The organism is Methylomarinum vadi, from assembly GCF_000733935.1.
GTDB classification, from domain to species: Bacteria; Pseudomonadota; Gammaproteobacteria; order Methylococcales; family Methylomonadaceae; genus Methylomarinum; species Methylomarinum vadi.
The window spans coordinates 87,043-111,285 of the sequence record NZ_JPON01000001.1; the positions used below are offsets into that span (position 1 = coordinate 87,043).

Annotated in this window: 26 protein-coding genes and 1 pseudogene; 20 read left to right on the plus strand and 7 right to left on the minus strand. The window is 54.2% G+C overall.

The genetic code is table 11. The features are described from left to right. Nucleotides 1-44 precede the first annotated feature (44 nt). Nucleotides 45-245: a PDZ domain-containing protein gene (locus EP25_RS0100490; protein WP_031432113.1), complete on the plus strand. Its 201-nt coding sequence runs from the start codon at nt 45-47 to the stop codon at nt 243-245. A 115-nt stretch (nt 246-360) separates the two neighbouring features. Here EP25_RS0100490 and ptsP read toward each other — a convergent pair whose 3' ends face one another. The 5 genes from ptsP to EP25_RS0100515 form a co-directional block, all read right to left on the minus strand. Then, nucleotides 361-2,106 (minus strand): phosphoenolpyruvate--protein phosphotransferase, encoded by a 1,746-nt coding sequence (ptsP, locus tag EP25_RS0100495; protein ID WP_152555561.1) that lies wholly within the window; start codon nt 2,104-2,106, stop codon nt 361-363. A gap of 201 nt (nt 2,107-2,307) precedes the next feature. Further along, nucleotides 2,308-3,360, minus strand: coding sequence for a DUF4340 domain-containing protein (locus EP25_RS0100500; protein ID WP_031432115.1), 1,053 nt, complete (start codon nt 3,358-3,360; stop codon nt 2,308-2,310). A 1-nt stretch (nt 3,361) separates the two neighbouring features. After that, on the minus strand, nt 3,362-6,256 hold the full coding sequence (locus tag EP25_RS0100505; RefSeq protein WP_031432116.1) for a Gldg family protein: 2,895 nt from the start codon (nt 6,254-6,256) through the stop codon (nt 3,362-3,364). Next, nucleotides 6,249-7,163, minus strand: coding sequence for an ABC transporter ATP-binding protein (locus EP25_RS0100510; protein WP_031432117.1), 915 nt, complete (start codon nt 7,161-7,163; stop codon nt 6,249-6,251). Before EP25_RS0100510 ends, EP25_RS0100505 begins: the two co-directional genes overlap by 8 nt. Nucleotides 7,164-7,359: 196 nt before the next feature. Beyond that, nucleotides 7,360-8,016 (minus strand): DUF4202 family protein, encoded by a 657-nt coding sequence (locus EP25_RS0100515; RefSeq protein ID WP_031432118.1) that lies wholly within the window; start codon nt 8,014-8,016, stop codon nt 7,360-7,362. Between the two features lie 468 nt (nt 8,017-8,484). On the opposite strand from EP25_RS0100515, the gene EP25_RS0100525 reads away from it, so the two are divergent. Further along, a complete protein-coding gene (locus tag EP25_RS0100525) occupies nt 8,485-9,819 on the plus strand; it encodes an IS1380 family transposase (RefSeq protein WP_031432119.1) in 1,335 nt (444 codons plus the stop codon). Between the two features lie 265 nt (nt 9,820-10,084). Continuing rightward, a pseudogene (gene tnpA, locus EP25_RS21555) lies at nt 10,085-10,516 on the plus strand (IS200/IS605 family transposase). A 10-nt stretch (nt 10,517-10,526) separates the two neighbouring features. On the opposite strand, the gene EP25_RS0100535 reads toward tnpA, so the two are convergent. Beyond that, entirely contained in the window at nt 10,527-10,850 is a 324-nt protein-coding gene (locus tag EP25_RS0100535; RefSeq protein ID WP_031432120.1) for a hypothetical protein, read from the minus strand. Nucleotides 10,851-11,044: 194 nt separating this feature from the next. Between EP25_RS0100535 and EP25_RS24205 the strand changes: the two genes are divergently transcribed. The 17 genes from EP25_RS24205 to EP25_RS0100610 all read left to right on the plus strand — a co-directional run bounded on the left by EP25_RS24205 (nt 11,045) and on the right by EP25_RS0100610 (nt 22,776). Further along, on the plus strand, nt 11,045-11,398 hold the full coding sequence (locus tag EP25_RS24205; protein WP_407661367.1) for a metalloregulator ArsR/SmtB family transcription factor: 354 nt from the start codon (nt 11,045-11,047) through the stop codon (nt 11,396-11,398). Nucleotides 11,399-11,462: 64 nt separating this feature from the next. Beyond that, a complete protein-coding gene (locus tag EP25_RS0100545; RefSeq protein ID WP_031432122.1) occupies nt 11,463-11,993 on the plus strand; it encodes an arsenate reductase ArsC in 531 nt (176 codons plus the stop codon). Next, nucleotides 11,990-13,069, plus strand: coding sequence for an ACR3 family arsenite efflux transporter (gene arsB / locus EP25_RS0100550; RefSeq protein ID WP_031432123.1), 1,080 nt, complete (start codon nt 11,990-11,992; stop codon nt 13,067-13,069). Before EP25_RS0100545 ends, arsB begins: the two co-directional genes overlap by 4 nt. Nucleotides 13,070-13,080: 11 nt before the next feature. Continuing rightward, nucleotides 13,081-13,860 carry a sulfurtransferase gene (locus EP25_RS21560; RefSeq protein WP_200874996.1) on the plus strand — a complete coding sequence of 260 codons (780 nt, stop codon included), beginning with the start codon at nt 13,081-13,083 and terminating at the stop codon, nt 13,858-13,860. Further along, complete coding sequence (locus EP25_RS23550) at nt 13,797-14,000, plus strand: rhodanese-like domain-containing protein (RefSeq protein WP_235185794.1); 204 nt, start codon at nt 13,797-13,799, stop codon at nt 13,998-14,000. Before EP25_RS21560 ends, EP25_RS23550 begins: the two co-directional genes overlap by 64 nt. A gap of 74 nt (nt 14,001-14,074) precedes the next feature. Continuing rightward, nucleotides 14,075-14,920, plus strand: a complete 846-nt coding sequence (locus EP25_RS0100560; RefSeq protein ID WP_051906303.1) for an MBL fold metallo-hydrolase — start codon at nt 14,075-14,077, stop codon at nt 14,918-14,920. 5 nt (nt 14,921-14,925) lie between these two features. Next, entirely contained in the window at nt 14,926-15,162 is a 237-nt protein-coding gene (locus tag EP25_RS23700; RefSeq protein ID WP_084190906.1) for a GDCCVxC domain-containing (seleno)protein, read from the plus strand. Nucleotides 15,163-15,185: 23 nt separating this feature from the next. Next, complete coding sequence (locus EP25_RS0100565; RefSeq protein WP_031432125.1) at nt 15,186-15,425, plus strand: thioredoxin family protein; 240 nt, start codon at nt 15,186-15,188, stop codon at nt 15,423-15,425. Between the two features lie 17 nt (nt 15,426-15,442). Beyond that, on the plus strand, nt 15,443-15,946 hold the full coding sequence (locus tag EP25_RS0100570; protein WP_031432126.1) for a phosphatase domain-containing putative toxin: 504 nt from the start codon (nt 15,443-15,445) through the stop codon (nt 15,944-15,946). Between the two features lie 36 nt (nt 15,947-15,982). Next, on the plus strand, nt 15,983-16,963 hold the full coding sequence (locus EP25_RS21565) for an ArsJ-associated glyceraldehyde-3-phosphate dehydrogenase (protein ID WP_200874997.1): 981 nt from the start codon (nt 15,983-15,985) through the stop codon (nt 16,961-16,963). 4 nt (nt 16,964-16,967) lie between these two features. Next, nucleotides 16,968-17,351: a DUF2703 domain-containing protein gene (locus EP25_RS0100580; protein ID WP_036300058.1), complete on the plus strand. Its 384-nt coding sequence runs from the start codon at nt 16,968-16,970 to the stop codon at nt 17,349-17,351. Then, a complete protein-coding gene (gene arsJ, locus EP25_RS0100585) occupies nt 17,351-18,574 on the plus strand; it encodes an organoarsenical effux MFS transporter ArsJ (protein ID WP_031432128.1) in 1,224 nt (407 codons plus the stop codon). Before EP25_RS0100580 ends, arsJ begins: the two co-directional genes overlap by 1 nt. Further along, entirely contained in the window at nt 18,567-19,520 is a 954-nt protein-coding gene (locus EP25_RS0100590; protein ID WP_031432129.1) for a permease, read from the plus strand. Before arsJ ends, EP25_RS0100590 begins: the two co-directional genes overlap by 8 nt. Before the next feature lie 91 nt (nt 19,521-19,611). Continuing rightward, complete coding sequence (locus tag EP25_RS0100595; protein ID WP_235185795.1) at nt 19,612-19,953, plus strand: type II toxin-antitoxin system RelE/ParE family toxin; 342 nt, start codon at nt 19,612-19,614, stop codon at nt 19,951-19,953. Continuing rightward, on the plus strand, nt 19,953-20,276 hold the full coding sequence (locus EP25_RS0100600; RefSeq protein WP_031432131.1) for a helix-turn-helix domain-containing transcriptional regulator: 324 nt from the start codon (nt 19,953-19,955) through the stop codon (nt 20,274-20,276). Before EP25_RS0100595 ends, EP25_RS0100600 begins: the two co-directional genes overlap by 1 nt. A 193-nt stretch (nt 20,277-20,469) precedes the next feature. Further along, nucleotides 20,470-20,949 carry a CinA family protein gene (locus EP25_RS0100605; RefSeq protein ID WP_031432132.1) on the plus strand — a complete coding sequence of 160 codons (480 nt, stop codon included), beginning with the start codon at nt 20,470-20,472 and terminating at the stop codon, nt 20,947-20,949. 141 nt (nt 20,950-21,090) lie between these two features. Next, the gene (locus EP25_RS0100610; RefSeq protein WP_031432133.1) at nt 21,091-22,776 is read left to right on the plus strand and encodes a PglL family O-oligosaccharyltransferase; all 1,686 of its coding nucleotides are present in this window, start codon (nt 21,091-21,093) and stop codon (nt 22,774-22,776) included. Here the strand turns inward: EP25_RS0100610 and EP25_RS0100615 are convergent. Next, nucleotides 22,767-24,206 carry an O-antigen ligase family protein gene (locus EP25_RS0100615; protein WP_031432134.1) on the minus strand — a complete coding sequence of 480 codons (1,440 nt, stop codon included), beginning with the start codon at nt 24,204-24,206 and terminating at the stop codon, nt 22,767-22,769. The two genes, EP25_RS0100610 and EP25_RS0100615, sit on opposite strands and share 10 nt — an antisense overlap. Between the last annotated feature and the right edge of the window lie 37 nt (nt 24,207-24,243).

Genomic DNA, 24,243 nt, shown 5'->3' on the forward strand with positions numbered 1-24,243 from the left:
AGATGTTGCTAAAGAAAAATTGACCCGTCTGATCGGGCCGCATTGTGGCCCGGGTCAGCGAGGACTCGCCGGCTGAAAAGGCCGGGATGCGACGAGGCGATGTGATCGTCGAGTACCGGCGCGAGCTGGTGACCGATGTCGGCAGTGTCGCTGACTTTCAACGTGCCGTGAAACAGGCCGCCGCCGACAAGTATGTGCTGTTGATGGAGCGCAAGAGCGGTGTATGCGGCGCTATGTGGCCCTGAGCTGGTAACAGCAGGGGAGATACCGCTAGAAAAACCTCAAACACGGCAGTTACTCACGAATCCCCAGTAAACCCAAAGACTCGGAAGCGGAGGGTCAATATAGGATTTCCCTAGGCTAGACGGTAATCGCACCCGACCCCAGTTGTGGAAGGGTATTGCAAAGCGATTCGGTGACCAAGCGAGATACAGCTGTCGCAGACTCGCTGCGCAACGCTGCATGAGCCAATGCTTCGAGGGTCGTTAGGTTAGATGCCGTGAGTGCCAATCTTACGCGGGCGGCATTAGCCGGGCTCATGCTCAACCTTCGGACGCCTAATCCTACAAGGAGTCCTGCCACACCGGCATCGGCCGCGGCTTCACCACAGACAGTGACCGGCTTACCTGCGGCAACCGCCGCATCAATGACCCGGCTCACTGCGCGTAGCACTGATGGGTGTAATACCGTGTAGTCGTCAATCAGGGCGAGTGCATTACGATCAACCGCCAGAACGAACTGTGTCAAGTCATTGGTCCCGATGCTTATGAAATCTGACAATTGAAGAATCTCTTCTATCGCAAAGACGGCCGAAGGCGTTTCGATGAGTGCACCGATCGGCGGTATCTCACGGATTCCTTCGCTGCAGGCAATCTCTTTCACTACAGATATCGCCTCTTGTAGATCCGTGTGGCCTATCACCATCGGAAACATGATCCGTACGTCATGTTCGCGGGATGCGAGAATGGCCGCGAGCATCTGCGCACGAAACAGGTCTTGAGAGGCCAGCAAGGAAAAGCGCAGCCCCCGGACGCCAAGGTTGGGGTTGGCCTCGAATCTTGGCTCGAGAAACCTTGGCCACTTGTCGCCGCCGAAGTCCGCCGTTCGAACCACGAGCGGCTTGCCCCCCAGGCTTCGCGCGATATGGCAAAAGCAGTCGTACTGCTCTTCAATGGAAGGGGCGGCTTGTTTTCCGAGAAAAAGGTACTCGGTACGGAAAAGCCCAACACCGTCAAGGCTGTGCTCAAGGACCTGCTTGACTTCGAAAGGGCGGCCCACGTTCGCTAATAACCGCACACCAACGCCATCGAGTGTAATGCACTCGCGTGATTCTGCGTCGGTAGCTTCTTTCGTAGTCGCGTCATAGTGTGTCTTTGCCGTGCTGGAAGTCGCCAACTGGGATGGTTCAGGCTCCAGAATAACCTCGCCTGTCTGTCCGTTGACTAACAGAATCGCTTCCGGCGTGATCAGTTGAGTCGCCTGGGTTATTCCGCTCACCGCCGGCACCCCAAGTGCACGTGCAAGAATCGCGGCGTGCCCGGTTTCCCCGCCAATTTCTGTGATGATGCCGGCAAGGTTCTCTGGTTCGAACTCAAGCAGATCGGAGGGCAAGACCTCTCGGGTGACGAGTATCGAATCGGATGACAGCCGGCTCAGAGATATCTTTTCCGCTTGTGATAGCTGGCGGAGTAATCTGCGCTGCAGGTCGATCATATCGGCAGACCGCTCCCGCAGGTAGGGGTCGTCAGCTTCGTTCAGACGGCGAGCGATATCATCAGTGGCTTGCTGGATAGCGAATTCCAGGTTGTTATGTTCGGTTCTGACAAGGTTTTCAATTTGTTCGATGAACTGCAGATCATCGAGAAACAGCAGGTGGGCCGAGAAGATCTCGGCCGATGATTCGCCAAGTTCTGAAGCAACACGGGCCTGCAGTTGCTCGAGTTCGCGACGGCTTGACTCGAGCGCGGCGTGAAAGCGCGCTATCTCGTCGTCTATTGCTCCCGCTTCAATCCGGTCAGATGCGATTTTTTTATCGCCGATTCCTAGAATAACAGCCTGTCCTTGTGCGTAACCCGGTGAAATTGGCTTTCCATTAAGGATCTTCATGGAGTTGTACCTGGTTCTCAGTGCGGTAGACGCTGCCGGTCGGTCCGCATGCAACCGACGCGGGATAAATCCTCAATCAGTCGATTGAAGGCGTCACGTGCTCCTATGTCTGATCAACTTCAAAACTCAGTTCGTCAAAAACAACCGGCTGACTCTTGTGTTGAAGTCAGCCGGTTCCCGCCAAAGTCGGAACACCAAGATTTACTCTGAGGTCACCCCTTCGCCTTTGTCATCGGGTGCCGGCATATCTTCCTCGATGTCGCCAGCCGATTCCGCCTCGCTGGCGGCGTCGGGTACGGCTTCGGTCAGTTTCTCCAAGCTGGCGGATTCGAGCAATGGCTTGGCCTTGTAACTGGCGAGCCGGAAATATTCCGGTCGAGTGGAGACCTTGAGCGTGTACTCCTCCTTGTCCTTGGCTTTACCCACGCGGTAGCTCCGTGTCTCGCCATCCCTGGACAGAGACAGCTCCAGCACGGGTTCTGCCAGACCGTATTCGTCCTTCGCTTCACGCCCCAGCACCTTTTCGAATTGAAGATCCGCCAGCAGGCCGGCCAGTTTATCTGCCGCGCTGGCCTTCAGCTGCTGGCCTTCCCCCAGTTCATCGGCTTGCCATGTCGGCAATTGGCTCGAGTCTTCGGTCGCCTTGTCGCTGTCTGCTACCAGGCTACTACGCTGGAGGTGCAGGCCATTGACATTGATGGCAGTGATCTGCGTTTTCGGTAAAGTCAGAACGGACTTGTCTTCCCAATCCGACGCTTTGACCGGCACATCGTATACGGCCATCTTGACTGCATGGATGGCGTCACTGGCTTCATTGCGGGCGTGAATGAGCCGCATGCCTGGCGAGCTGCCCAGGAAGAGCCGGGCGACTGTGTCATCGTCCTCTGACAGTGTGATGCGGCGTTCGAACTTCTCGTCACTCACTTTGAAACGCTCCCGTGCGCCACCACTAGTGGCTATCGGCGTGCCGGAACGCAGAGCTTTGAGTCGCTCGAAAAGCTGTTTCACCTTGTTGCTGTTGGCCGGGAATTCACCCAAGTCCGGCAACACCCAGTCGCTGCCGTTCTTTGCCAGGGTTACCTTGGCATTATCCGGCCCTTCCAGGGTGATGCGGTCGATCTTTTCCGCATCAAAGCTGACCAGTGCGACGGGCTCGCTCACAGCGGTAACACCCCGGTCGCTTAAGCCGATTCCTACCGCCAGCAGCAGCTGGGCGGTGAGCAGAACGGCCAGTATCTTGACTCTCTTGTTCATGTCAAACCTCCGCTAATACTGCGTTGTAGCCTCGGGCGTCAGAAGCCGCGACCCGACGGCGCCAGCCCCATACGGCCAGGAGTCCGACCAGGGCCAGGCCGTAGTTGATCCACTCCCAGACCCGTTGCTCGCCATCGGGCATAGGGTCGAGGGTGCGGGCCAGTTGCGTGCGACCACGCAGCACCAGCAACCCACGGTCTTCCAGCGACCAGTCGATGGCGTTTTGCATGAAGGCCAACGGCTTGGTGTACAGGGTATTGAGGCCCTGTGAGGCGAGGTCGATGGCGGCGTCGGAGGCGAAGGTGTTGCTCGCCACGAGGATCAGCCGCGCGGATTCCGGCGAGCGCTCGATCACGCCGGTGATGCGTTGCTCGGCTTCTTTTTCCTCCGTTTGATCTGAACCATCCTTATCCCCCTCGTCGGTGGCTTCATCATCTTTTTCCTCCGCCTTGGCCAGGGGTGATTCTTTGCCCTGGTAGAAGGAATCGAAGCGACCTTCGATGGCGACGGCCAGCAGTTGCGGCTTGCGTTCACCGCTGACGCTGAAGCCCGTATCCGGATGGGCGCGGTAGTTGGGCACCAGGTCCAGACTGTCCGACGTCCAGCTGTTTTCGGAGCTGTGCAGCAGTTCGATGACCTTGCGTCCCTGGTTTTTATCCGCGTCTACCTGGATCGGCGAGGCCCAGTTCAGGGTGAGCTGACCCAAAGAGGCGGTGATGGGGTTGTCCGGATTCAAGCCGTCACCACGCAGATCCGGAAAGTGGGGATAGGGCAGCATGCGAATCTCCCGCAGGGCCAGGCCGCCGATGTAGCGCTCGGTCGGCACTGGCAGTGCCGCGTTTTGTGGGTCGAGCACCATGGTTTCGTCAATGGTGACACCGTGATACGCCAGCCACTCATCCAGACCGGAGGCCTGTTTGCTGGCATTCAGCGTGCCGCTTACCTGTACGTCGAAGGGCGAAGTGGCCATCACCACGCTGCCACCCTGCATCAGGAACTGGTCGATGGCGAAGCGCTGCTTCTCATCCAGCTCTTTCGGCGCCATCACCAGCAGCAGGTCAGCATCCTCGGGCGCCTGGCCGCTTTTCAGGTCGTTTTCCTTGATGCGCACGTTCTCGCCCAGCACCTCCTCCAGGTCGCCATAGCGTTGACCGCCCGGGCCGAAGGCCTGGGGTTTGACCAGGGCGACGGTCTTGAGCGCTCCGGGTGTCAACCGTTGCAGGGCGGCGTTCAGGGAACGTTCCAGGGATGGCTTATCCAAGGTCTCCGGCAGCGGCACCTGCAAGGCCTCGCCATCGCCCTCCAGCACCATGTAGAACCAGAAGGGTTTAGGGTCGAACAGGCTGGCGATCTGTGGCCCGAAACCGTATTTTTGTTTGAGTTCGGCGGCTAGATTACCGCCGTCTGCGTCAGGGTCGGCAAACTCAACGATCAGTTTGTCTCCCGCCTGTTTCTTCAGATCGTCAAGTAGTCCTTTCAGATCACCGCGCAACTCGCGCAGGGTTTCCGGCAACTTCTCATCGGGTGACATATAACCTTTGAACACCACCGGATGTTGCAACGCCTCGAAGGGGTTGCCGCCGGCCCGGTAACTGCTTGCCACCTTGCGGATTGCACGGGTAATGGCGTATTCCGGGTTCTTCAGCACGACGTCCAGATCCCGCTCACCGCGCGCCTTCACTTCGATGAGATCCCGGTAGCCCAGGGTTTCGTACTGGTCACCATAGGCGATGACTAGATCAAAATAGGAGCTGACCACGGCCGCCTGGTAACGGTCGGCGGTCTGGAAGGGGACCGGCTTGATGCCATAACGCGATGCCGCTTCTTCTTCCGCCTCGCGGTCACGGGTGGGATCGACAAAATTGACTCGAATGCGGTCACCGCCAGCGACCGCGTACTCTTCGAGCAGATCCTTGATCCTGGGCACCAGCGGCGCCAGCAGGGGGTGGGTCTTGGCCGAGAAGTAACCGCGGATCAGCAGTGGCTCGTGCAGCGCCGCGAGCTGGTTCTCGGTGGCTTCGGATAGTGAGTACTGTTTCTCCGCAGTGATATCCGCGCGCGCCCAGCCGATGGGATTGAGCCAGAGGTTGGCGGCGATGAAATTGGCCGCTGCCAGTCCCGCGGCCCAGCCCCACAGGCGGTGCCGCTTGCTAATGGGGTTGCCCGCCCAACGTAGCCGTTCGAGAGAGAAGAGATTCAGCGTCAGGAACACCCCGACGATGGAGAGGTAGTAGTAGAGGTCGCGCAGATCGAGCACGCCGCGGGTGATGGACTCGAAGCGGGTTCCGGTGCCAAGCAGAGCGAGCAGGTTACCGATCTCATGGCCGAACAGCGTGGTCAGGGTGCTAGAGCCGATCAGATAGAACAGCCCGCAGACCACGGCGGTGAGTATCAGGGCGACGATGGGATTGTCGGTGCGGCCACTCATGTAGAGGCCGATGGCCACATAGGCCGCCGCCAGGAACAGGGTAGCGACATAGCCGCCGATCACTGGGCCCCAGTCCAGCGGCCCCAGCAGGGAAACCGTCACCGGCAGCGGCAGGGTCAGCGCCAATGCCAGGGCCACCAGCCCCAGGGCTGCGGTAAATTTTCCGAGTATCAACTGCAGCGGACTCACCGGTGCGGTGAGTAGGCTCTCCAGCGTGCCGGCCCTGCGCTCCTCCGACCAGGCGCGCATGGTCAGCGCCGCCACCAGGAAGATCAACAGCAGCGGCAGCCACTGAAATAGAGGGCGCACATCGGCGATGTTGCGGGCGAAAAAGGTCTCCACCCAGAAGAAGACAAAGAGGGTCACCGCCAGGAAACCGCCCAAAAAGAGATAGGCCGCGGGTGTGGCGAAGAAGCCCCGAAATTCCTTGCGGGCGATACGAAGCGTAGTGGAAAAATAATTAGCCATGGCCCACCTCCTCGTTGACCTGGGCGAATACCGTTTCGAGGTCGTGACGCTCGGTGGTGATCTCATACAGTGCGAGACCTGCATTCATGATGGCCTGGGCCACCCGAGGCGCGCTGCCCGGTTGCGCTTTTACCCGGTAGCGCCGCTGTCCGGCCTCTGTGTCCAGCTCTGACACCTGTTCCACCCCATCGACGGCGTTCAGGGCCTTTTCCGCGTCGCCTTCCACGGCCACCAACAGAGCACCGTCGCGCTGCAACTCATCGAGCCGGGAGTCCACTACCAGGCGGCCGGCGCGCAGGATCAACACCCGTTCGCACACCGCCTGGACCTCCTGCAGGATGTGGGTGGAGACCATGACAGTGGCGGTCTGGGCCAGTTCGCGGATCAGGTCGCGCATCTGACGGATCTGCGTGGGGTCAAGCCCGTTGGTGGGCTCGTCGAGGATGACGATGTCGGGTTCGTGGAGAATGGCCTGGGCTACGCCGACCCGCTGGCGGTAGCCTCGTGACAGGGTCTGAATAGTGGAAGTGGCCTTCTCCTTCAACGCCGTGCGGCGTATCGCCCTGGCAATAGCAGCCGTGCGTTGCTCCTCGGGCAGGCCGTGCAGATTGGCCTGATAGTCCAGATAATCGATGACCGTCATCTCCGGCCAGACCGGACAGTTCTCCGGCAGGTAGCCGATCCTTGACTGGATGGCGGTAGTATCCCGGCCGATGCGCAGACCGTCGATGTCGATGGTCCCGGCGGTAGGTTCGAGAAAGCCGGTCAACATTTTCATGATGGTGGTTTTGCCAGCACCGTTGTGACCGAGAAGGCCAACGATTTCACCGCGACCGATGGAAAAGCTCACATTGTCCACGGCGGTGAAATCGCCATAACGGCGCGTCAGGTTTTCGACCTGAATCATGGAGATTCCTCCTTTGATAACGGTTTAGAGAACTAATGAGTCAGCATCGTGCTGTGGCGGCGATGCATTCCAATCCGGCCAGGCAAGAGTGGCAGGATCTTTGTTTATAAGCAGGGAGCGATGGGGGGTGGGCGGCTATATGTCCAGTGGAAATTTCTTGTTCTTCGCAGGTACATGGTTGGTCAGTTCTATTACATTAAAATCCTTGGGTTATTTTTTCAGCTCTAAAGACAGAATATGGATCGGAAAGTTCATGCGTTTTGGTACTGGCCGGTTCCGTATCACACTCGACTTCTTGTTCCACAATCCGCAGGGCATGTGTTACGAGCTTCTGCAATTCGGCGCTTTGACGCATTTTAGTGAGGTATTGTTGCGAGCCGGGTGTAATACGCCGCAGTCCCCACACGCAGCGACGTAACGACTCTTCGTATCCTTCCCGCTGGTAATAGAGGGGCAGGATGACGTCGAAATAGGAGAGGCTGTCAGCATCACACAGCAGGTCCGCGTCCGGGGTGCCGCCAACCTCGTGCAGGCGCACCAGCCTACAGGCCTCCGAAGCGATCGCTTCTTCGACGCCGCACTCCGAAAATATCTCCGCGAGCAAAGCCGCGCTTCTTTCTGCATGGGCGTTCTTGAACGCATCATAGTCATCGAACGACTCGCGGCGAATGCGGTCCGGAGTGGCCCGGTCGATGTCGTGGCCAAGGGCTGCGAGAAGCAGAGCCAGGTTGGCGTTGGGTCTCAACCGTACCAGCCATTCAACGGTATTTTCCGCATGCCGGTGATCTTCCGGTACCTCAGAGCCGCCGATGACCTCGATGATCTTTTGCCAGGCACAGGTGAAGCTATTCATGGCGTCAGATTCAGGCGCGCCGCATGGTTTCCAGGTTCATCGCCAAGGCGATACCAGCCAGAGTGACGACTACCTGGTTTGCAAGCGTACCGAGCAGGATACGTAAAACCCGCACGTCCCTTCTCAACTGAAGGCTGCTAGTGGGGGATCAACGGCATCAGGGTCTTGGAACAGTTTCCAATATCGATGATGGCAAATTGAATTCTATTCATAAGTCATCTGACCTCTTATGTTGCTTGGGGAAAATCTAAAATGATGAAAGATAAATAAAATCAGTCACTAGCATGCGTTTTTATGGTTCTAGATACGCTCTATAGAGTTTCTCCTGGAGGAAATCGGATTACTTGTGGGGTTTGATTATCTCCTGAATCCGTGACTTAAGAAGTGATAATCTCTTCTATCCTAATGATTTAACAAGCTTAATCTGGGATAATGTCGTTATTTCTTCATTCACCCACTCAGTGAATCATGAAACGATTTATCCTGGAGCAGTCAGAAACTGAATTTTATACCAGCCATTCCGGATTAGCCTTAGTGGGCTTATGTTTGAATCAGTATGGCCAACTCAATCAAGTGCTGGATAAGGGTATTCCATTGCGCCACGGTATCGCTCATGCCGATATTATCAAAAGCATGATCGGGTCGCTTTGCCTGGGCAAGAGCGATTTCGAAGCGATTGAGAATTACCGCGACGACGACTATTTCAAAACCGCGCTGTCGATTCAACAAGTCCCCTCCAGCGCTCGCCTTAGACAACGGTTGGACGAACACGCCGAGGCACTATTGCCGCTCGTTTATCAGAGCAACATCGATTTTCTGGCCCACGCGCAAGTCCCGGTAACGCCGTTAGCCACTGGTCATGTGGCGCTGGATATCGATGTTTATCCGATGAACAACGAAAAAACGCGCAAGGAAGGCGTCTCCCGGACCTATAAAGGATTCGACGGCTATGCCCCCATCGCGCTTTATTTGGGCCAAGAAGGCTGGTGTCTTGGCAACGAACTGCGCGAAGGCAAGCAACATTGCCAATACGAATTCCTCTATTCCTTGGAGCGCGGACTGACTGCAGCCAAGCGTCTGACACCCTTGCCGTTACTTGTTCGCCTGGATAGCGGGCATGACGCTCTCGACAACCGAATTGTCTTACAGGAAGACGAGCAAGCCGAGTTCATCATCAAATGGAATCCCCGTAAACAGAATGCCGATGCTTGGCTAGCCTACGCCGAGCAACACGGACAATGGGACACACCACGTGAAGGCAAACGGGTGGCCTTATTTAGTGTCACGGAGGAACACACCCGAAACGGCCAAACCTATTCCTGTCGTCGCGTCATGCAAATCACCGAACGAACAACAACGGCTAAGGGACAACTCCTGCTGTTCCCTGAGATCGAGATGGAAGGCTGGTGGACAAGCCTAGCTTCTACCGAATATGACGACACATTGATCGTTCAACTGTATCGTGATCATGCCACCGCCGAGCAATTTCACAGCGAGTTTAAAACGGATCTGGACATCGAACGCTTGCCTTCGGGCAAATTCGCCACCAACGATGTCATCATGACCCTGAGCGCCTACAGCTACAATATCTTGCGCTGGATCGGCCTGATCGGCTTACTGGGGCAACAAAGCCCCATTCGGCATCCGGCCAAACGACGCCGCATCAGAACCGTCATTCAAGAACTCATGTATCTGGCCGCCCGTTTGATCCGTACCGGTCGCCGGTTAAAACTGCGCTTTTCCAACGCTTGCCCCGGCTTTATCGCGTTTGAATCGACCTACACAAAACTCGCCGCCGGTTAACCCTTCAACGTTTTCAGCTTCAAACCATCAGCGTGGCAACACCGCGTTTAATCTCTCTTTGCCCAAAAAACGCCATACCCCTATTATTTTCTCAAAACCTACGAAAAAAAGTTTCAATAATCCTCAGTTAAACTCGACTTTATTGATAGCGTTATAAAATCTCCGAATTTTGGAAAACTCAAGAATTAATTATCCATCATAAGGTTTAAACCACCGGCTTTAGCCGGTCAGCTTTAGCTGCGATAATTTGCCCAAGGAGGTGGCGATGGACTATAGATACGGCAGCCATACGGTTTACCAAATTGAGTATCATTTTGTTTGGGTTACGAAGTATCGTTATAAAGTGCTGAAGGATGAAATAGCCGAACGAGTGAGAGACTTGGTGCGGCAGACATGCGAAGCCTTTGAGATACGGATTATCAAAGGTGTCGTGAGCAAAGATCATGTGCACATTTTGGTGAGTGCGCCGCCGACTATGGCCCCAAGCGAAATCATGAGGCGAATCAAGGGACGAACTTCGAGCTATCTGTTCGAAGAGTTCCCGCACTTGAAAAAGCGATATTGGGGTCGACATTTTTGAGCCCGCGGTTATTTTTGCGCCACAGTGGGGCAAATGACTGATGAGATGATAAAGCAATATTTGGAGCATCACTTTGAACCTAATCCAAACGATAATTTCAAGATGGAGCCCGACTAAGACGCGTCGTTTAGTCGACGCGTATCCGGACTTTCAGTCCGTTATTGGAACCCACCCGCTTGAGCGGGTGGTTGTTTAGTTCCCAACCAATAATTGAAGTCACTGATTCAGGTATCTCTTTTTCAAGAGGGTTGAATGAAGCAGATCCCAAACTGCTTTCGCTGAAGTCCCCATGCTCGGGAGATGGATCCATGAAGGCGGCTGGCGTCATGGTGGGCGGACGGGTGCTGTTGATGACCACCTCCTGAATGACTGGGACCGACAATGTCAGCCGCAGGATGCGGGAAACATAGCTGGGGAAGCCGATCTCCTCTTCAGTGAGTGAGAGTGACATGAATCTATAATTAATCCATTGCCGGCCGGGTAGATCTGTTTTATCTCCACGGAGATCGCTTTCATTTGACTGTCGCCGAGGCCCTGGCTTCGACGCAGACGAGTGTCCAGCACAATTCGCGATCACGCACGAATTCGATTGTCCTTGACTATATTTGATTGACGTAATATATGGTTCAGGATATATTCGGCCACATGAATATATCCCCATTGACGCTATACCCCGCCATCGCGCATGAAATACGCCTGCGCTGCCTCCTGCTTCTTCTTGAGCACGATGAACTCTGCGTCTGCGAGCTGACCCACGCCATCGGCGCAGCTCAGCCGACCATTTCCCGTCATCTTGCGCACTTGCGTGAGGTGGAGCTGGTGAGTGATCGCCGAGAGGGTCTGTGGATCCATTACCGGATCAATTCCGGGCTTCCAGACTGGGTGGCCAATGTGTTGCGGGAAACGGCTGATGGCGTGAAGGGGGTGGCCCCGTTTACGGAAGATCTGGCCGCTTTGGAAAGCATGCCGAATCGTCCCGGCGCCCCCCGGTGTGCTTGATGATGAATCGCCGTTTTGCGCCATTCGCTAGCTTTCGATTGCATGGTCATGGAGGGAACTGACCATGGCAGATCGACCGTTTAATGTGCTGTTTCTTTGCACCGGCAACTCTGCCCGCAGCCTGCTTGCGGAGTGCCTGGTCAATCACCTGGGGCAGGGGAGATTCCGTGGCTACAGTGCAGGCAGTCATCCAAAAGGCGAAGTCCACCCGCTGACGATCCGCGAGTTACAGCGCAACGGTTTATCGACCGATGGGCTGCGCAGCAAGGACATGGCGGAATTCGAGGGTGCTGATGCCCCGCAGATGGATTTCGTATTCACCGTCTGTGACCAGGCCGCAGCGGAAGTCTGTCCGGTCTGGCCGGGCCATCCGATGACGGCACATTGGGGCGTTGAGGACCCGGCTGCGGCGGATGGCGATGAGCGCATGAAAGAAGCGGCGTTTGCGAAGGCATACCAAGAGCTTCGAAACCGCATCGCCATTTTCGTCGAACTCCCGATCGAATCGCTCAACGAACCGCAACTCAAGGAGAAGCTGGCGGAAATCGGCCGTATCGCGATGACGGATTCGGGCGGGAAAGGAAACGAGCGATGAGTGCCCAATGTGAAGTCACCGCCAAGCGTGCGGCCGGCAGTTCGATGAGCCTGTTCGAGCGTTACCTGACGGTTTGGGTCGGGCTGTGCATCATCGTGGGCATCGCGCTGGGGCACTGGTTTCCGGTGCCGTTCCAGGCTATCGGTCAGATGGAAGTGGCGCAGGTGAACCTGCCGGTGGCCGTGCTCATCTGGCTGATGATCATCCCGATGTTGCTGAAGGTCGACTTCGGGGCCTTGCACCAGGTGAAGGAGCACTGGCGGGGCATCGGCGTGACGCTCTTCATCAACTGGGCGGTCAAGCCGTTCTCCATGGCGCTGCTGGGCTGGCTGTTCATTCGAGGCATCTTTGCGCCCTACCTGCCGGCGGATCAGCTCGACGCCTACATCGCCGGACTGATATTGCTGGCAGCCGCGCCTTGCACGGCGATGGTATTCGTCTGGAGTCGCCTGTCCGATGGTGACGCCAACTTCACTCTGACCCAGGTGGCCTTGAACGACACCATCATGGTGTTTGCGTTTGCGCCCATCGTCGGACTGCTGCTCGGTCTGTCGGCGATCACGGTGCCCTGGGATACGCTCTTCCTGTCGGTCGTGCTCTACATCGTACTACCGGTGGTCTTCGCGCAGTGGTGGCGCCGACACCTGCTGCAATCAGGCGGCGAGGCGGCGTTGCAGGTGCGGCTCGATCAATTGCATCCGGTCTCACTCGTCGCCTTGCTGGCAACGCTGGTGCTGCTATTCGGTTTTCAGGGCGAGCAGATTTTGAGTCAGCCACTGGTGATCGTCATGCTCGCGGTGCCGATCCTTATCCAGGTCTATTTCAACTCCGGTCTGGCATACCTGCTGAACCGACATTTCGGGGTCGCCCATTGCGTGGCGGCACCCTCGGCCCTGATCGGGGCGAGCAACTTCTTTGAACTCGCCGTTGCCGCGGCCATCGTGCTGTTCGGTTTTGATTCGGGTGCGGCGCTCGCGACCGTGGTGGGTGTGCTCGTTGAAGTGCCGGTCATGCTGTCGGTGGTGAAGATCGTCAACAAAACAAAGGGTTGGTACGAGGCCGGCACGTCAAACTGAGAAAAGTAACTATGAAATCAACACTCCTGTCTTTGCTGATGGCCATTGGCCTGTCTGTTTCACCGTTCGCCTGGGCCAACCCAGATTACCTGGTTGATGCCGACTGGCTCGCGGAACACATCGACGACGACAACCTGGACGTTCTGGAAGTGCGTTATCACCCACACCGTTATCACAGCGTTGGGCATATTCCGGGTGCCATTCAGGTCAAGCGTTTTAAGGACCTCGCAGACAACCAGTCGCTGACCGTGACGCGCTTTCCGTCCCGCGAGCAGTTTCAGCAGACCTTGCGCAACTGGGGTGTGACCATGGATTCGACCCTGGTGATCTATGACGATACGCGCACAGTCACCAGTGCGCGACTGTGGGTGTTACTCAAGCTGTACGGCTTCCCGATGGAACAGGTAAAGGTGCTCAATGGCGGCACAATTGCCTGGTCGGCCTTTGAAGAGATCACCCAGGAGCCGACCGGAGCACGGGAGCCGAGCACTATTGAACTCGCCCCGGCTGATCGGTCGATGTTTGTCGAGTTTCCGGAAGTTTACGACTACGTCGCCGAAGGCAAGACATCCGATATCGTCCTGATCGATGCGCGCCCCACGGATCGTTATGCCGGGGGCAGCCATCACGGTGTAGCGGAAGGCCATATTCCGGGATCAACATCATCAGCATGGATGGCACCGATGGGCAGTCGCAGACCTGGCGCTCGGATGAAGCCCTTGCCGACATGTACAAGTCCGTCCCCAAAGACAAGACCGTCTACGTGTACTGCGATGATGGTTTTCGTATGAGCCTTGCCTACCAGCAACTGACACACCTGGGTTACCAGGATGTGCGCCTGTACAACGGTGGCTGGTCGCAGTGGGGCAACTGGCTGGATCTACCGACCGTCACCGGTGACAAGCCGTTTGCCGGAGATTTCGAACTATGAAGCGCTGGCTCGCAAGCCTGTTGCTGGGGCTTTATTCGATCAGTGGCTGAGCCTTTGAGCTCAAGGTCGAGCCGGTGGCGGACAACGTGTATGCCATCGTCGGTGAGATCGGCCCGCGCACACCGGAAAACCATGGCCTCAACAACACCTTGGGGTTCGTGGTGACCGATGAGGGCGTGGTGCTGGTAGGTTCTGGCGCAACCCCGGCTGGCGCGAAGCTGGTGGAGGAAGCGGTGGCCAGTGCCACTGACAAACCGATCCGCCTGCTGGTGAATATCGGGGTGCAGGATCACCACTGGATGGGCAACAGCTACTTTGCGGGCAAGGGCATTCCGATCAAAGCACTGGTCCGCACAGTGGACAGCCAGCGCCAACAGGCTGAGGCACACATCGGCCGCTTGACCGCCCAGGTCGGAGACGAAGCCAAGACCGTTGTTCCGACCTACGCGACAGACATCGTGGAGACCGACAGACAGACCTTCGAGTTTGGTGGCGTGACCTTCGAATTGCTGTGGCCAGGGGATGGTCATTTTGTCGGCGACGCGGTGCTGTGGTTGCCGCAGGCGCGCACGGTGTTCACCGGGGACTTCGTGTTCCTCGAGCGCCTGCTGGGTATTCATCCCACCACGCTGGTTGCGAAGTGGCAGCAGTCGTTTCACGAGATCGAGAAGTTGGCCGCTGCGCATGTAGTGCCCGGCCATGGTCATCCTGCTGACATGGCGAAGGCAAAAGCCGAGACCGGTGACTACCTCGATTGGCTAATCACGGGCGTGAGTAAGGCGTTGGAAGATTGGCAGGATCTCGGCGATACCGTGGAACAGATGGGCGATGCCCCGGCATTCGCGCATCTCCAGTTCTTTGATGGCTGGCACAAGCGCAATGTGCATCAGACCTATATGCAACTGGAGGCGGCGAGGTAAGCGCCATGAGTGTAATCCTGCAGTCCACCATCACCTGCCCCAGGTGCGGTCATGTCGCTGAAGAGACCATGCCGACCGACGCCTGCCAGTGGTACTACGAATGCAAGGGTTGCGGGGAGGTACTCAAGCCGTTGCAAGGCGACTGCTGCGTGTTCTGCTCCTATGGCACCGTACCGTGTCCGCCTGTGCAGTTGGAAGGCAAAAATTCCTGTTGCAGCTCCGGCTCCGGCTGCTGTGATTGAACGATTTTTAAGAGGTAACAGAGATGAAAAATATCAAGGTGTTGGGTTCAGGCTGCAAGAATTGCGAGACAACCGCCAAACTCATCAGCATTGCCGCCGAGCAGGCCGGGGTCGAGATCGAGCTGGAAAAGGTCACCGACATGGCGCAGATCATGGGCTACGGGGTGATGTCCACGCCCGGCGTCGTCGTGGATGGAAAAGTCGTGCATGCGGGCGGACTTCCCGGTCCTGATCTGGTGCGCAGTTGGATTACCCAGGATTGAAACAGAGGTTCGGCATCGTGAGTACTCACCCCTATGACATTCTGGTCTTGCCCACACAGGGGCAACTGATTTTCACCCCGTGCCCGGGTACCAAAGGCGTGGACCTGGCTACATCGGTCAGCCAACTTCATCAGGCCGGTGCGGATGCCATCGTTACCATGATGACGGATGAAGAACTAGACAAGTTTGATGCTTCTTCCTTGCCGGATGTCGTTCGGCAAAACGGCATGACCTGGTTTCACTTTCCCGTCGAAGATGATGCGGCCCCCGCTGAGGCCTTCGAGCAATCCTGGCAGGCGGACAAACCCGACGTACTGGCACTGATCGAACAAGGCAAATGTGTGGCGATTCACTGCCGGGGCGGTTCGGGTCGCACCGGCTTCATAGCGGCGATGATTATGCGCGAACTGGGGATGGACGAGGTGCAGGCAACCGACATGGTGAAAGGTCTGCGTCCCAATTCACTGAAGCTCCCGGCACACACCGAATACCTCGCAGCACATTACGACATAAAAACATAAGAGGAGACAATTCAATGACGGTAAAGATCGGTATCAATGGGTTTGGCCGCATGGGCCGTTTGGGATTACGCGCCGGCTGGGGGGGGAGAGGGCATTGTCGTTACCCAGGTGAATGAGATCGCTACGGATGCAGCCGGCTCAGCACATCTGCTCAAGTTCGATTCGGTGCACGGAACCTGGCCAGAGGAGTGCAGTGCTGAAGGTGAAACGATGCTTATTGGGGGGCAACATATCGCCTACACTCGCAATGCCACCATCGGCGAAACGGACTGGTCTGGCTGCGATATCGTCATCGAAGCCACCGGGAAGCATCATAAGAAACCGGAGTCGCTGAAAACCTACTTCGATCAGGGCGTTAAGAAGGTCATTGTTGCCGCGCCCACCGAAGGTGCGCTGAATATCGTCTACGGTATCAATGACCATCTCTACGATCCGGCAGAACACCATCTGGTAACGGCTGCCTCGTGTACGACCAACTGTCTTGCACCCGTGGTCAAGGTGGTACACGAGAAGATCGGTATCGTGCATGGCTGCATGACTACCATCCATGACATCACCAACACCCAGACCATCGTCGACAAGGGGCATAAGGACCTGCGCCGCGCCCGCGCCTGCGGCCAGTCTTTGATCCCGACGACGACCGGCTCGGCCAAGGCTATCACCAAGATTTTCCCGGAACTCACCGGCAAGCTGAACGGTCATGCGGTGCGTATTCCGCTGCTCAATGCATCTCTCACCGACTTCGTGTTCGAAGCCGCTCGGCCCGTGACGGCAGAAGAGGTCAACGGCTATTTCAAAGAGGCGGCAGAGGGTGAGCTGGCTGGGATCCTCGGTTACGAAGAGCGTCCGCTCGTATCGGTGGATTACCTCGATGATCCACGCTCCTCTATCGTGGATGCACTGTCCACCATGGTGATCGATGACACCCAGGTCAAAGTCTATGCCTGGTACGACAACGAATGGGGCTACGTGAACCGGATGATGGATATCGCGATCATGATCGCGCGGAGTCTGTAAGCCAGTGAAGACGATCGATATCGAATGGCGCCACCTGCAGGTAAAAGGTGAGACCTGTGAACGTTGCGGTGACACTGGTGCCCTGTTGCGCGGGTTGGTTGCCAATCTGAACCGGGAATGCGTACCTCGCGGAGTTCAAGTGACGCTGACGGAAACCCCGCTCGGGCCGGAGTCTATCCAGGAGTCGAACCAGGTACTGATCAATGGGCAACCGCTGGAGGCCAGCACTCCGGCTATCCAGGTCGGCAGCAGTGCCTGCACCTCCTGTAGCGATCTGACTGGGCGCAAGGAGTCTTGCCGGACCTTGGAATTGGGTGGCGAGTCGTTCGAGGTGCCACCCGCCTACCTGATTCGCGGCGAGGTCTGCCGTCTGGGCCGGTGCTGCTGATGGACACTGGCACCCGCAATTACCTTACCGTTACCGCTGGCTACTGGGCCTTCACCATCACCGATGGCGCCATCCGCATGCTGGTGGTGCTGTACTTCCACCTGCTCGGTTATTCGCCCTTCGAAGTGGCGATGCTGTTCTTGTTCTACGAGTTTTTCGGCATCGTCACCAACCTGGTGGGCGGATGGCTGGGTGCGCGTATCGGGTTGAACCTGACGATGAACATCGGCATGGCGATGCAGGTGGTGGCGCTGATGATGCTTACCGTACCGGATGCCTGGTTGTCTGTGGCTTACGTGATGGCGGCACAGGCCTTTTCAGGTATTGCCAAGGATCTGAACAAGATGTCGGCCAAGGCGTCGGTAAAACTCATTGCCGGTGACGGTGGTGAGTCAAAGCTTTTCAAATGGGTAGCCGTCCTGACCGGTTCCAAAAATGCGCTCAAGGGCGGTGGTTTTTTCGTTGGTGCCGCGTTGCTTGAATGGATCGGCTTTCGTGGTGCGTTGATTGCATTGGCCGGCATGCTGTTTGTGGTGCTGATCGTGACGGCAGTCATGCTGCCTTCGGGTGTCGGCAAGATGAAATCCAAGCCGAAGTTTACTCAGGTGTTTTCCAAAGTGCCTGCGATCAATTGGCTGTCGGCGGCGCGCTTCTTCCTGTTTGGTTCACGCGATGTCTGGTTTGTCGTGGCCTTGCCAGTATTTCTGGTAGAAGTAGCCGGCTGGTCAGCGACTGGCGTGGGTACTTTTATGGCAGCCTGGGTCATCGGTTACGGGTTTGTGCAGGCGTCAGCGCCAAAACTGGTCCGGCGCAGTCATCACGGGCAGGGGCCGGGTGGCGGTACCGCAAGGCTGTGGGCCTTCGTGCTGGCGGTATTTCCAGCCGGTATCGTCATTACCATGCAGCAGGGTTGGCCAGTCGAAACCGTGCTGGTTGCTGGATTGATTCTGTTCGGCATTGTCTTTGCTATCAATTCGGCGGTGCACTCCTACCTGATCCTGGCCTATTCCGATTATGACAAGGTGTCGATGAACGTCGGTTTTTACTACATGGCCAACGCGGGTGGCCGCCTGGCAGGCACGGTCTTGTCCGGATTGGTCTACCAGACGCATGGACTGGAGGGCTGTCTGTGGCTGTCATCGGGTTTTGTGTTGGCTGCCGCCATGCTTTCCTTTGCGCTGCCCTCGGTTCAGCCTGTTGCCGGTGAACAAAACCGTGTTTGATCATCTGGCCAGTCTGGTTGTTTATCAGTGGCTGGCTTTGTCGCCAGAAAGCCATCTGGGCGCAGCGCTGCATTTCTTCGTCATGGACGTCGCCAAGATATTCGTACTGCTGGTGATCGTGATCTATGTGATGGGATTGCTGCGCGCATTGTTGTCACCCGAGAGAGTGAGGGAGTTTGTGCGCGGCCGGCCAGACTGGCAGGCGCGTGGATTCGCGGTCACGCTCGGCGCCGTGACGCCGTTCTGCTCCTGCTCGTCGGTGCCGCTGTTCATCGGTTTCGTCGAGGCTGGCATTCCGTTGGGTGTGACCTTTTCGTTTCTGATCGCCAGCCCGATGATCAACGAAGTGGCTGCGGTAATCCTGGTCGGGATCCTGGGCTGGAAGCTGGCGGCATTGTACGTCGGTGCGGGGCTGCTGGTGGCCTGGTTCGGCGGCATCGTCATGCAGTCCTTCAAGCCCGAACGCTGGGTGGAGGAGTACGTCTGGAAGATCCAGATGGGCCAGGCCGACTTACCGGAGCCCGACCGGTCGTTTGCCGGCCGCCACCGTTATGCCATGGCGGAGGTCAAAGAGATCGTCGGCCGCATCTGGACATGGGTACTGCTCGGCATCGGCGTTGGCGCACTGTTCCACGGCTTCGTGCCGGAGCAGTGGGTCAGCGATCATTTGGGAGGCGATGCCTGGTATACGGTGCCGGCGGCAGTGTTGATGGGTATTCCGCTGTATTCGAACGCTACTGGCGTGATCCCGGTCGCCGAGGCGATGTTGACCAAGGGGGTGGCCGTGGGGACTACGCTGGCCCTGATGATGAGTGTGGCGGCCCTGTCACTGCCGGAGATGCTGATACTGCGCAAGGTAATCAAGTGGCAGGCGCTGGCGCTATTCGCCGGGGTGCTCGCGATCGCATTCACTCTGGTGGGGTGGGGCTTCAATGTCATTGCCTGATGACCATGAAGACTCGTGCTTGAATCCGTACTGGCCTGTCCCGAATGCACCGTTATTTGGGTATTGCTAAAGGTAACATATATGCTACTATATGGGTCATATGATCGAGGTTAGAGAGTACCTGGATGCTGAGGGAAAAAGTCCTTATGCCAAATGGTTCGATCGTCTGAATGTGGCCGCTGCGGTCAAGGTGACGACAGCCGTCCATCGGATGGAACAGGGCAACTTCTCTAATGTGAAAGGTGTGGGTGCCGGCGTCTATGAGTTCAGGATTGATTATGGTCCCGGTTATCGAATCTATTTTGGCAAGGACGGGGACCGGTTGGTGATATTACTCGCGGGCGGTACCAAGAAGCGGCAGGACGCCGATATCACTACAGCGAAAGCTAACTGGCGCGACTATAAGCGACGGAAACGGCAAGAGGTGACATGATGGCTTTGACGAAAGATTTTAAGGACACCATACAGGCACGTGCCCAGCGGGATCCTGCGTTTCGCAAGGCCCTGCTGCAGGAAGGGGTCGAGTGCCTGCTTGCTGGTGATGTCGATACCGGCAAGGCAGTGCTGCGCGACTACATCAATGCGACGATCGGGTTTGAGGAACTTTCCCAGGTTTTCGAGAAGTCGAGCAAGAGTCTCATGCGTATGTTCGGGCCGAAAGGTAATCCCCAGGCGAGCAACCTGTTTGCGGTGATTCAATATCTGCAGGAGCAGGAGGGCATACACTTGGAAGTCAAAGCCCGGAAGGTAGCCTAGTTACAACATAAAAACACACTACGAAGCATGGAGCTGAAAAACTGTAACCAGTAGTGTAGCTTTTGTTCTGTTGATCTTAAAAATTCCTTGTTAAACAAAGAAGAAACGCCTGTGCATCATCGGAGTATGCTTGGTCGATGTTTGATTTGTTGTCATACTGCATATTTTATCTAAACTGATATAAGCACACATCATGGAACCGAAAATATTCTTATTGGCAAATGAGTTGGGAAGGTATTTGAAGAGCAGAAGCTGGAAAATAGCTGTAGCCGAATCTTGTACCGGCGGGGGTATTTGTCAAGCAATCACCGAAGTGCCAGGCAGTTCAGCATGGTTTGATAGAGGGTTTATCACCTATAGCAATCAGGCCAAAATGGATATGTTAGGCGTTAACGCGGAGACATTGAAAAATTTCGGCGCCGTCAGTGAACAAACGGCCTTGGAAATGGCAGAAGGGGCTCTGCAGCACAGTGATGCGGATATCGCCATCGCCGTCACTGGCATCGCCGGCCCGGGCGGAGGGACTGTGCAGAAGCCGGTTGGCACGGTGTTTATCGGAAGGTCGCTAAAAGAAGGAGAGTGCAGGGTCGAAGTTAACCGTTTCAGCGGCGATCGCACAGGCGTGCGCCGCGCGACCGTGCGCAGGGCACTTGAATTGGCGATTATCGTTTGAAGATAAATTAAGTTTTGTAGCCTAAAGGCAGCGCAGCAAACTCCGGGGATGGCTAATCTCCGATTCCCCGCTTTACGCTACGCTTTATGTGGGCTACGCACTAGAAATCACAATATTTTGTAAATAATTAAAGGATAGATAATGGAATTGGTAAAAAAGCCGGTCGTTTATGGTTTAATGGTACTACTGTTTTTGGTAGCGCCTTTTTATTATCAGCCTAATTTGGGGCGAACAGGCTTTAGTTTGCCTTTTAATATTACCGTATGGGCGGTGGCGATTACGATGATATTTTATTCCTTTTTGAGAATTACAATTGAAAATAAGATAATTTTACCTTCAAGGATCTATTTAATATTCGCCTTTCCAATACTGTTGATTGTATCTAGCTTGTTTTCGGGTTACATGGATCCTAATGAGTGGATGTCTAAACAAGTTTTTATTTTTTGTGGGATATTTTTTTTATTGTCCTTATTTCAGTTCGGGCTAGATGAAAGCGATATTGATAATATTCTATTTGTTATTAGTTTATCGGTAATAATACATTCTGGTTTAGGGTTTTTGCAAAATATGGATATTTCATTCGTTCGAAAAGCGCTAGAAAAACCGACTGGCGTATTTCAGCAAATCAATGTTCAAGCAAGTTATTTGTCGACCGGAATACTGGTGAACTTCTTTTTGTTTTCTCGCGAGAATCTGGCTAAGAGAAACGTCATTTACAAGATGTTTTTAATGCTTAGTGTTTTTATAAGCGCCTATATGTTATCTAATTCAGGAAGTCGGATGGGTATCATTTCATTGGTATTCGGCATAGGAATGCTTTTTACAGCTTACAGGAAGGAGTATCTTATAAATAAAAACACCGTAATTGCTTCATCAATACTACTGTTACTAGCGATGTTTCTTGGCAGGAGTGGTTTGGGGACTGTAGTTCATAAAGGTCATGAGATGGTTCAAGGGAACTATGCGGATTTGCGAATGGTGATTTACACTGTCTCGATTAATATCATTAAGGCGGAACCCCTATGGGGCCATGGCCTGGGAAGCTTTATCAGTGTATGGAATCAGTATGCTCCGGAATTTTACGGCTCACATCCCGGTGTGCAACGCGTTCCCGAATTGACGCATCCTCATAACGAATTGATTATGTGGTTCATCGAGACGGGGCTGTTAGGAGTTATTGGAATATTATTGTTTTGTTACAAAATACTTGAATCGGCGATAAAATGCGGTTGGAAGAATGGTGTAGGCTACTTAGCATTACTTTTACCCATTAGTTTTCATACCCAGGTAGAATTTCCTTTCTATATGTCTTCACTGCACTGGTTTCTGTGGTTATTTTTGCTTTATTTATTGCTCAGAAAAGCCGGCGATGTTAGGCTGATCAGTTTAAATATTACATCCGCCAAAGTTTTTGTGTCTCTATTAATTGTTGTTTATTTACCGGTTATGTATTTTTTTTATAACTGTGAAATGGCAAGAAGAGATTTGTATAGTTACATTCATAAGCAATTTTCCAAAGAAAGCGGCTTTCCCTTGCAAACCGCCTCAAGTAATATTTTCTTTCAGAAAGACGCGGAACGTTTGGCAATGCAATCATTGATGTTTGTTAGTTTGAAAAATAAGGATGTCTATAATGTCAAATTTTTTTTGAAGTGGGCTGAGCAGTATATACAGGTGATACCGGATAAGAAAATACTCGAAAATATGGCAAAAGCCTATGGGTTTTTGGGACAGAACAAAGAACGATGTGACATCGTCAAGCGGGCACTGGTTATTTATCCGGAAAACGAAGCGCTTCTGGAACAGAACGAAAAATGTCATCGATGAAATATGTTGCCATTCGACCAAAATCGGGGGATTTCTTGACGTACTTCAATGGTATCTTTTTTTTCGGTAAGTTTCGCTTTGATATCGGGAGCTAATAAATAACAATAGGTCGGGGCAATTAAAACCACTAGATAAATATAATGTTTATTTGTGTCGGTTTTCATGGGTGACGAATTGTATAGGTAAATCATCATGCTGATTGTGATAACTCCAGTTAATTGACTGGTTGGCATGACAATGACGCCACTGACTATAGAATATATGAAAGCGGAAACGACCGATATTGTCACTGCGATGATGACGTTTGCTTGATGTTCAGGCGAGTTAGCAAGTGTCTTGGCGTTGTATTTGGCAAGCCAAGTTCTCAATGCAACGAGTAAAATCCATAATACAATTAACAAGGATGGAATTCCCCATTCAGCGCCCCATTGCAAAACACTATTATGGGGATGATTGTTTTTAATAGAATCTTCTAACGTTGAATAACCGATCCAAGCATAATGCATGGGGCCGACGCCAAAAAACGGATTTTCTATGATGAGCTGATACGCTTTCTGCCACAGTAATATCCGGTCATGCGTAGCCGATCTTATTGCTAGCGATTTCAGCAGAGTACCGGAGTTGTGATTCAACAGGGCTGGAAGCAAGGAAAATAATAATTTGGATAATATGAAACCGGATAATGCAAGCTTTGTTGTGACAAGGAGCAAGTTTTTTTCCTGTCGTTTAAACACCGCAATGGTGAAGATAAAACCCGATACTGCGGCAATAACAGCGCCACGGCTATCGCTGGTAAAAAACAGGCACCACCATACGGTCGCTAAAGTCCACGTAAGATGCGAATATCTTGCCTGGTGTGGAAGTAATTTGTTGTCGAGTAACGCTAACGAAACAAAAGGCAGGGTCCATATCTGAAATTGATTAAAAAACCGCACATTAGCGAAAGCCGGGAAGAAGTCATGGACGCAAAAATTGGCGGAGGAGAAAACATAGGCAAAATAACGCGAGAGAAACAAAGTTTCGGTTATCAATATAATGGCGAATAAGGTTAAGGCGGAATATAAGTTGAATTTTTGATATTGCCATGCGGGTGCGATTTGATAGGGTGCGATTATCAAACAGAAAAAAGTAATCGCTTCGATAAACGCATGTTTTGGTGAATTAGCCAGAAGGCAGGAACCGATCCCGAGAATTAACAGGGTAGTTAAGGCGTAGCGTATTTTACGGGATTGTCGAGAATTGTAGGTTTTTTTTAGTGTGCTGCAAAGAAGGATTATTGAGAGACTGATGACTTCAACGATTCGTTTGGTATCGAAATCAAACAGCGGTTGGGTTGAAGTGACCGTAAAAGCTAGAAAGGCGAGTATACCGGATATTAGCGCGATAATTTGAATGTTATTTGCATTTGACGGAGTGTTAAAATCCTTCATTTTTTGACCATAAAAAAGCCCCGTAAACCGGGGCTTT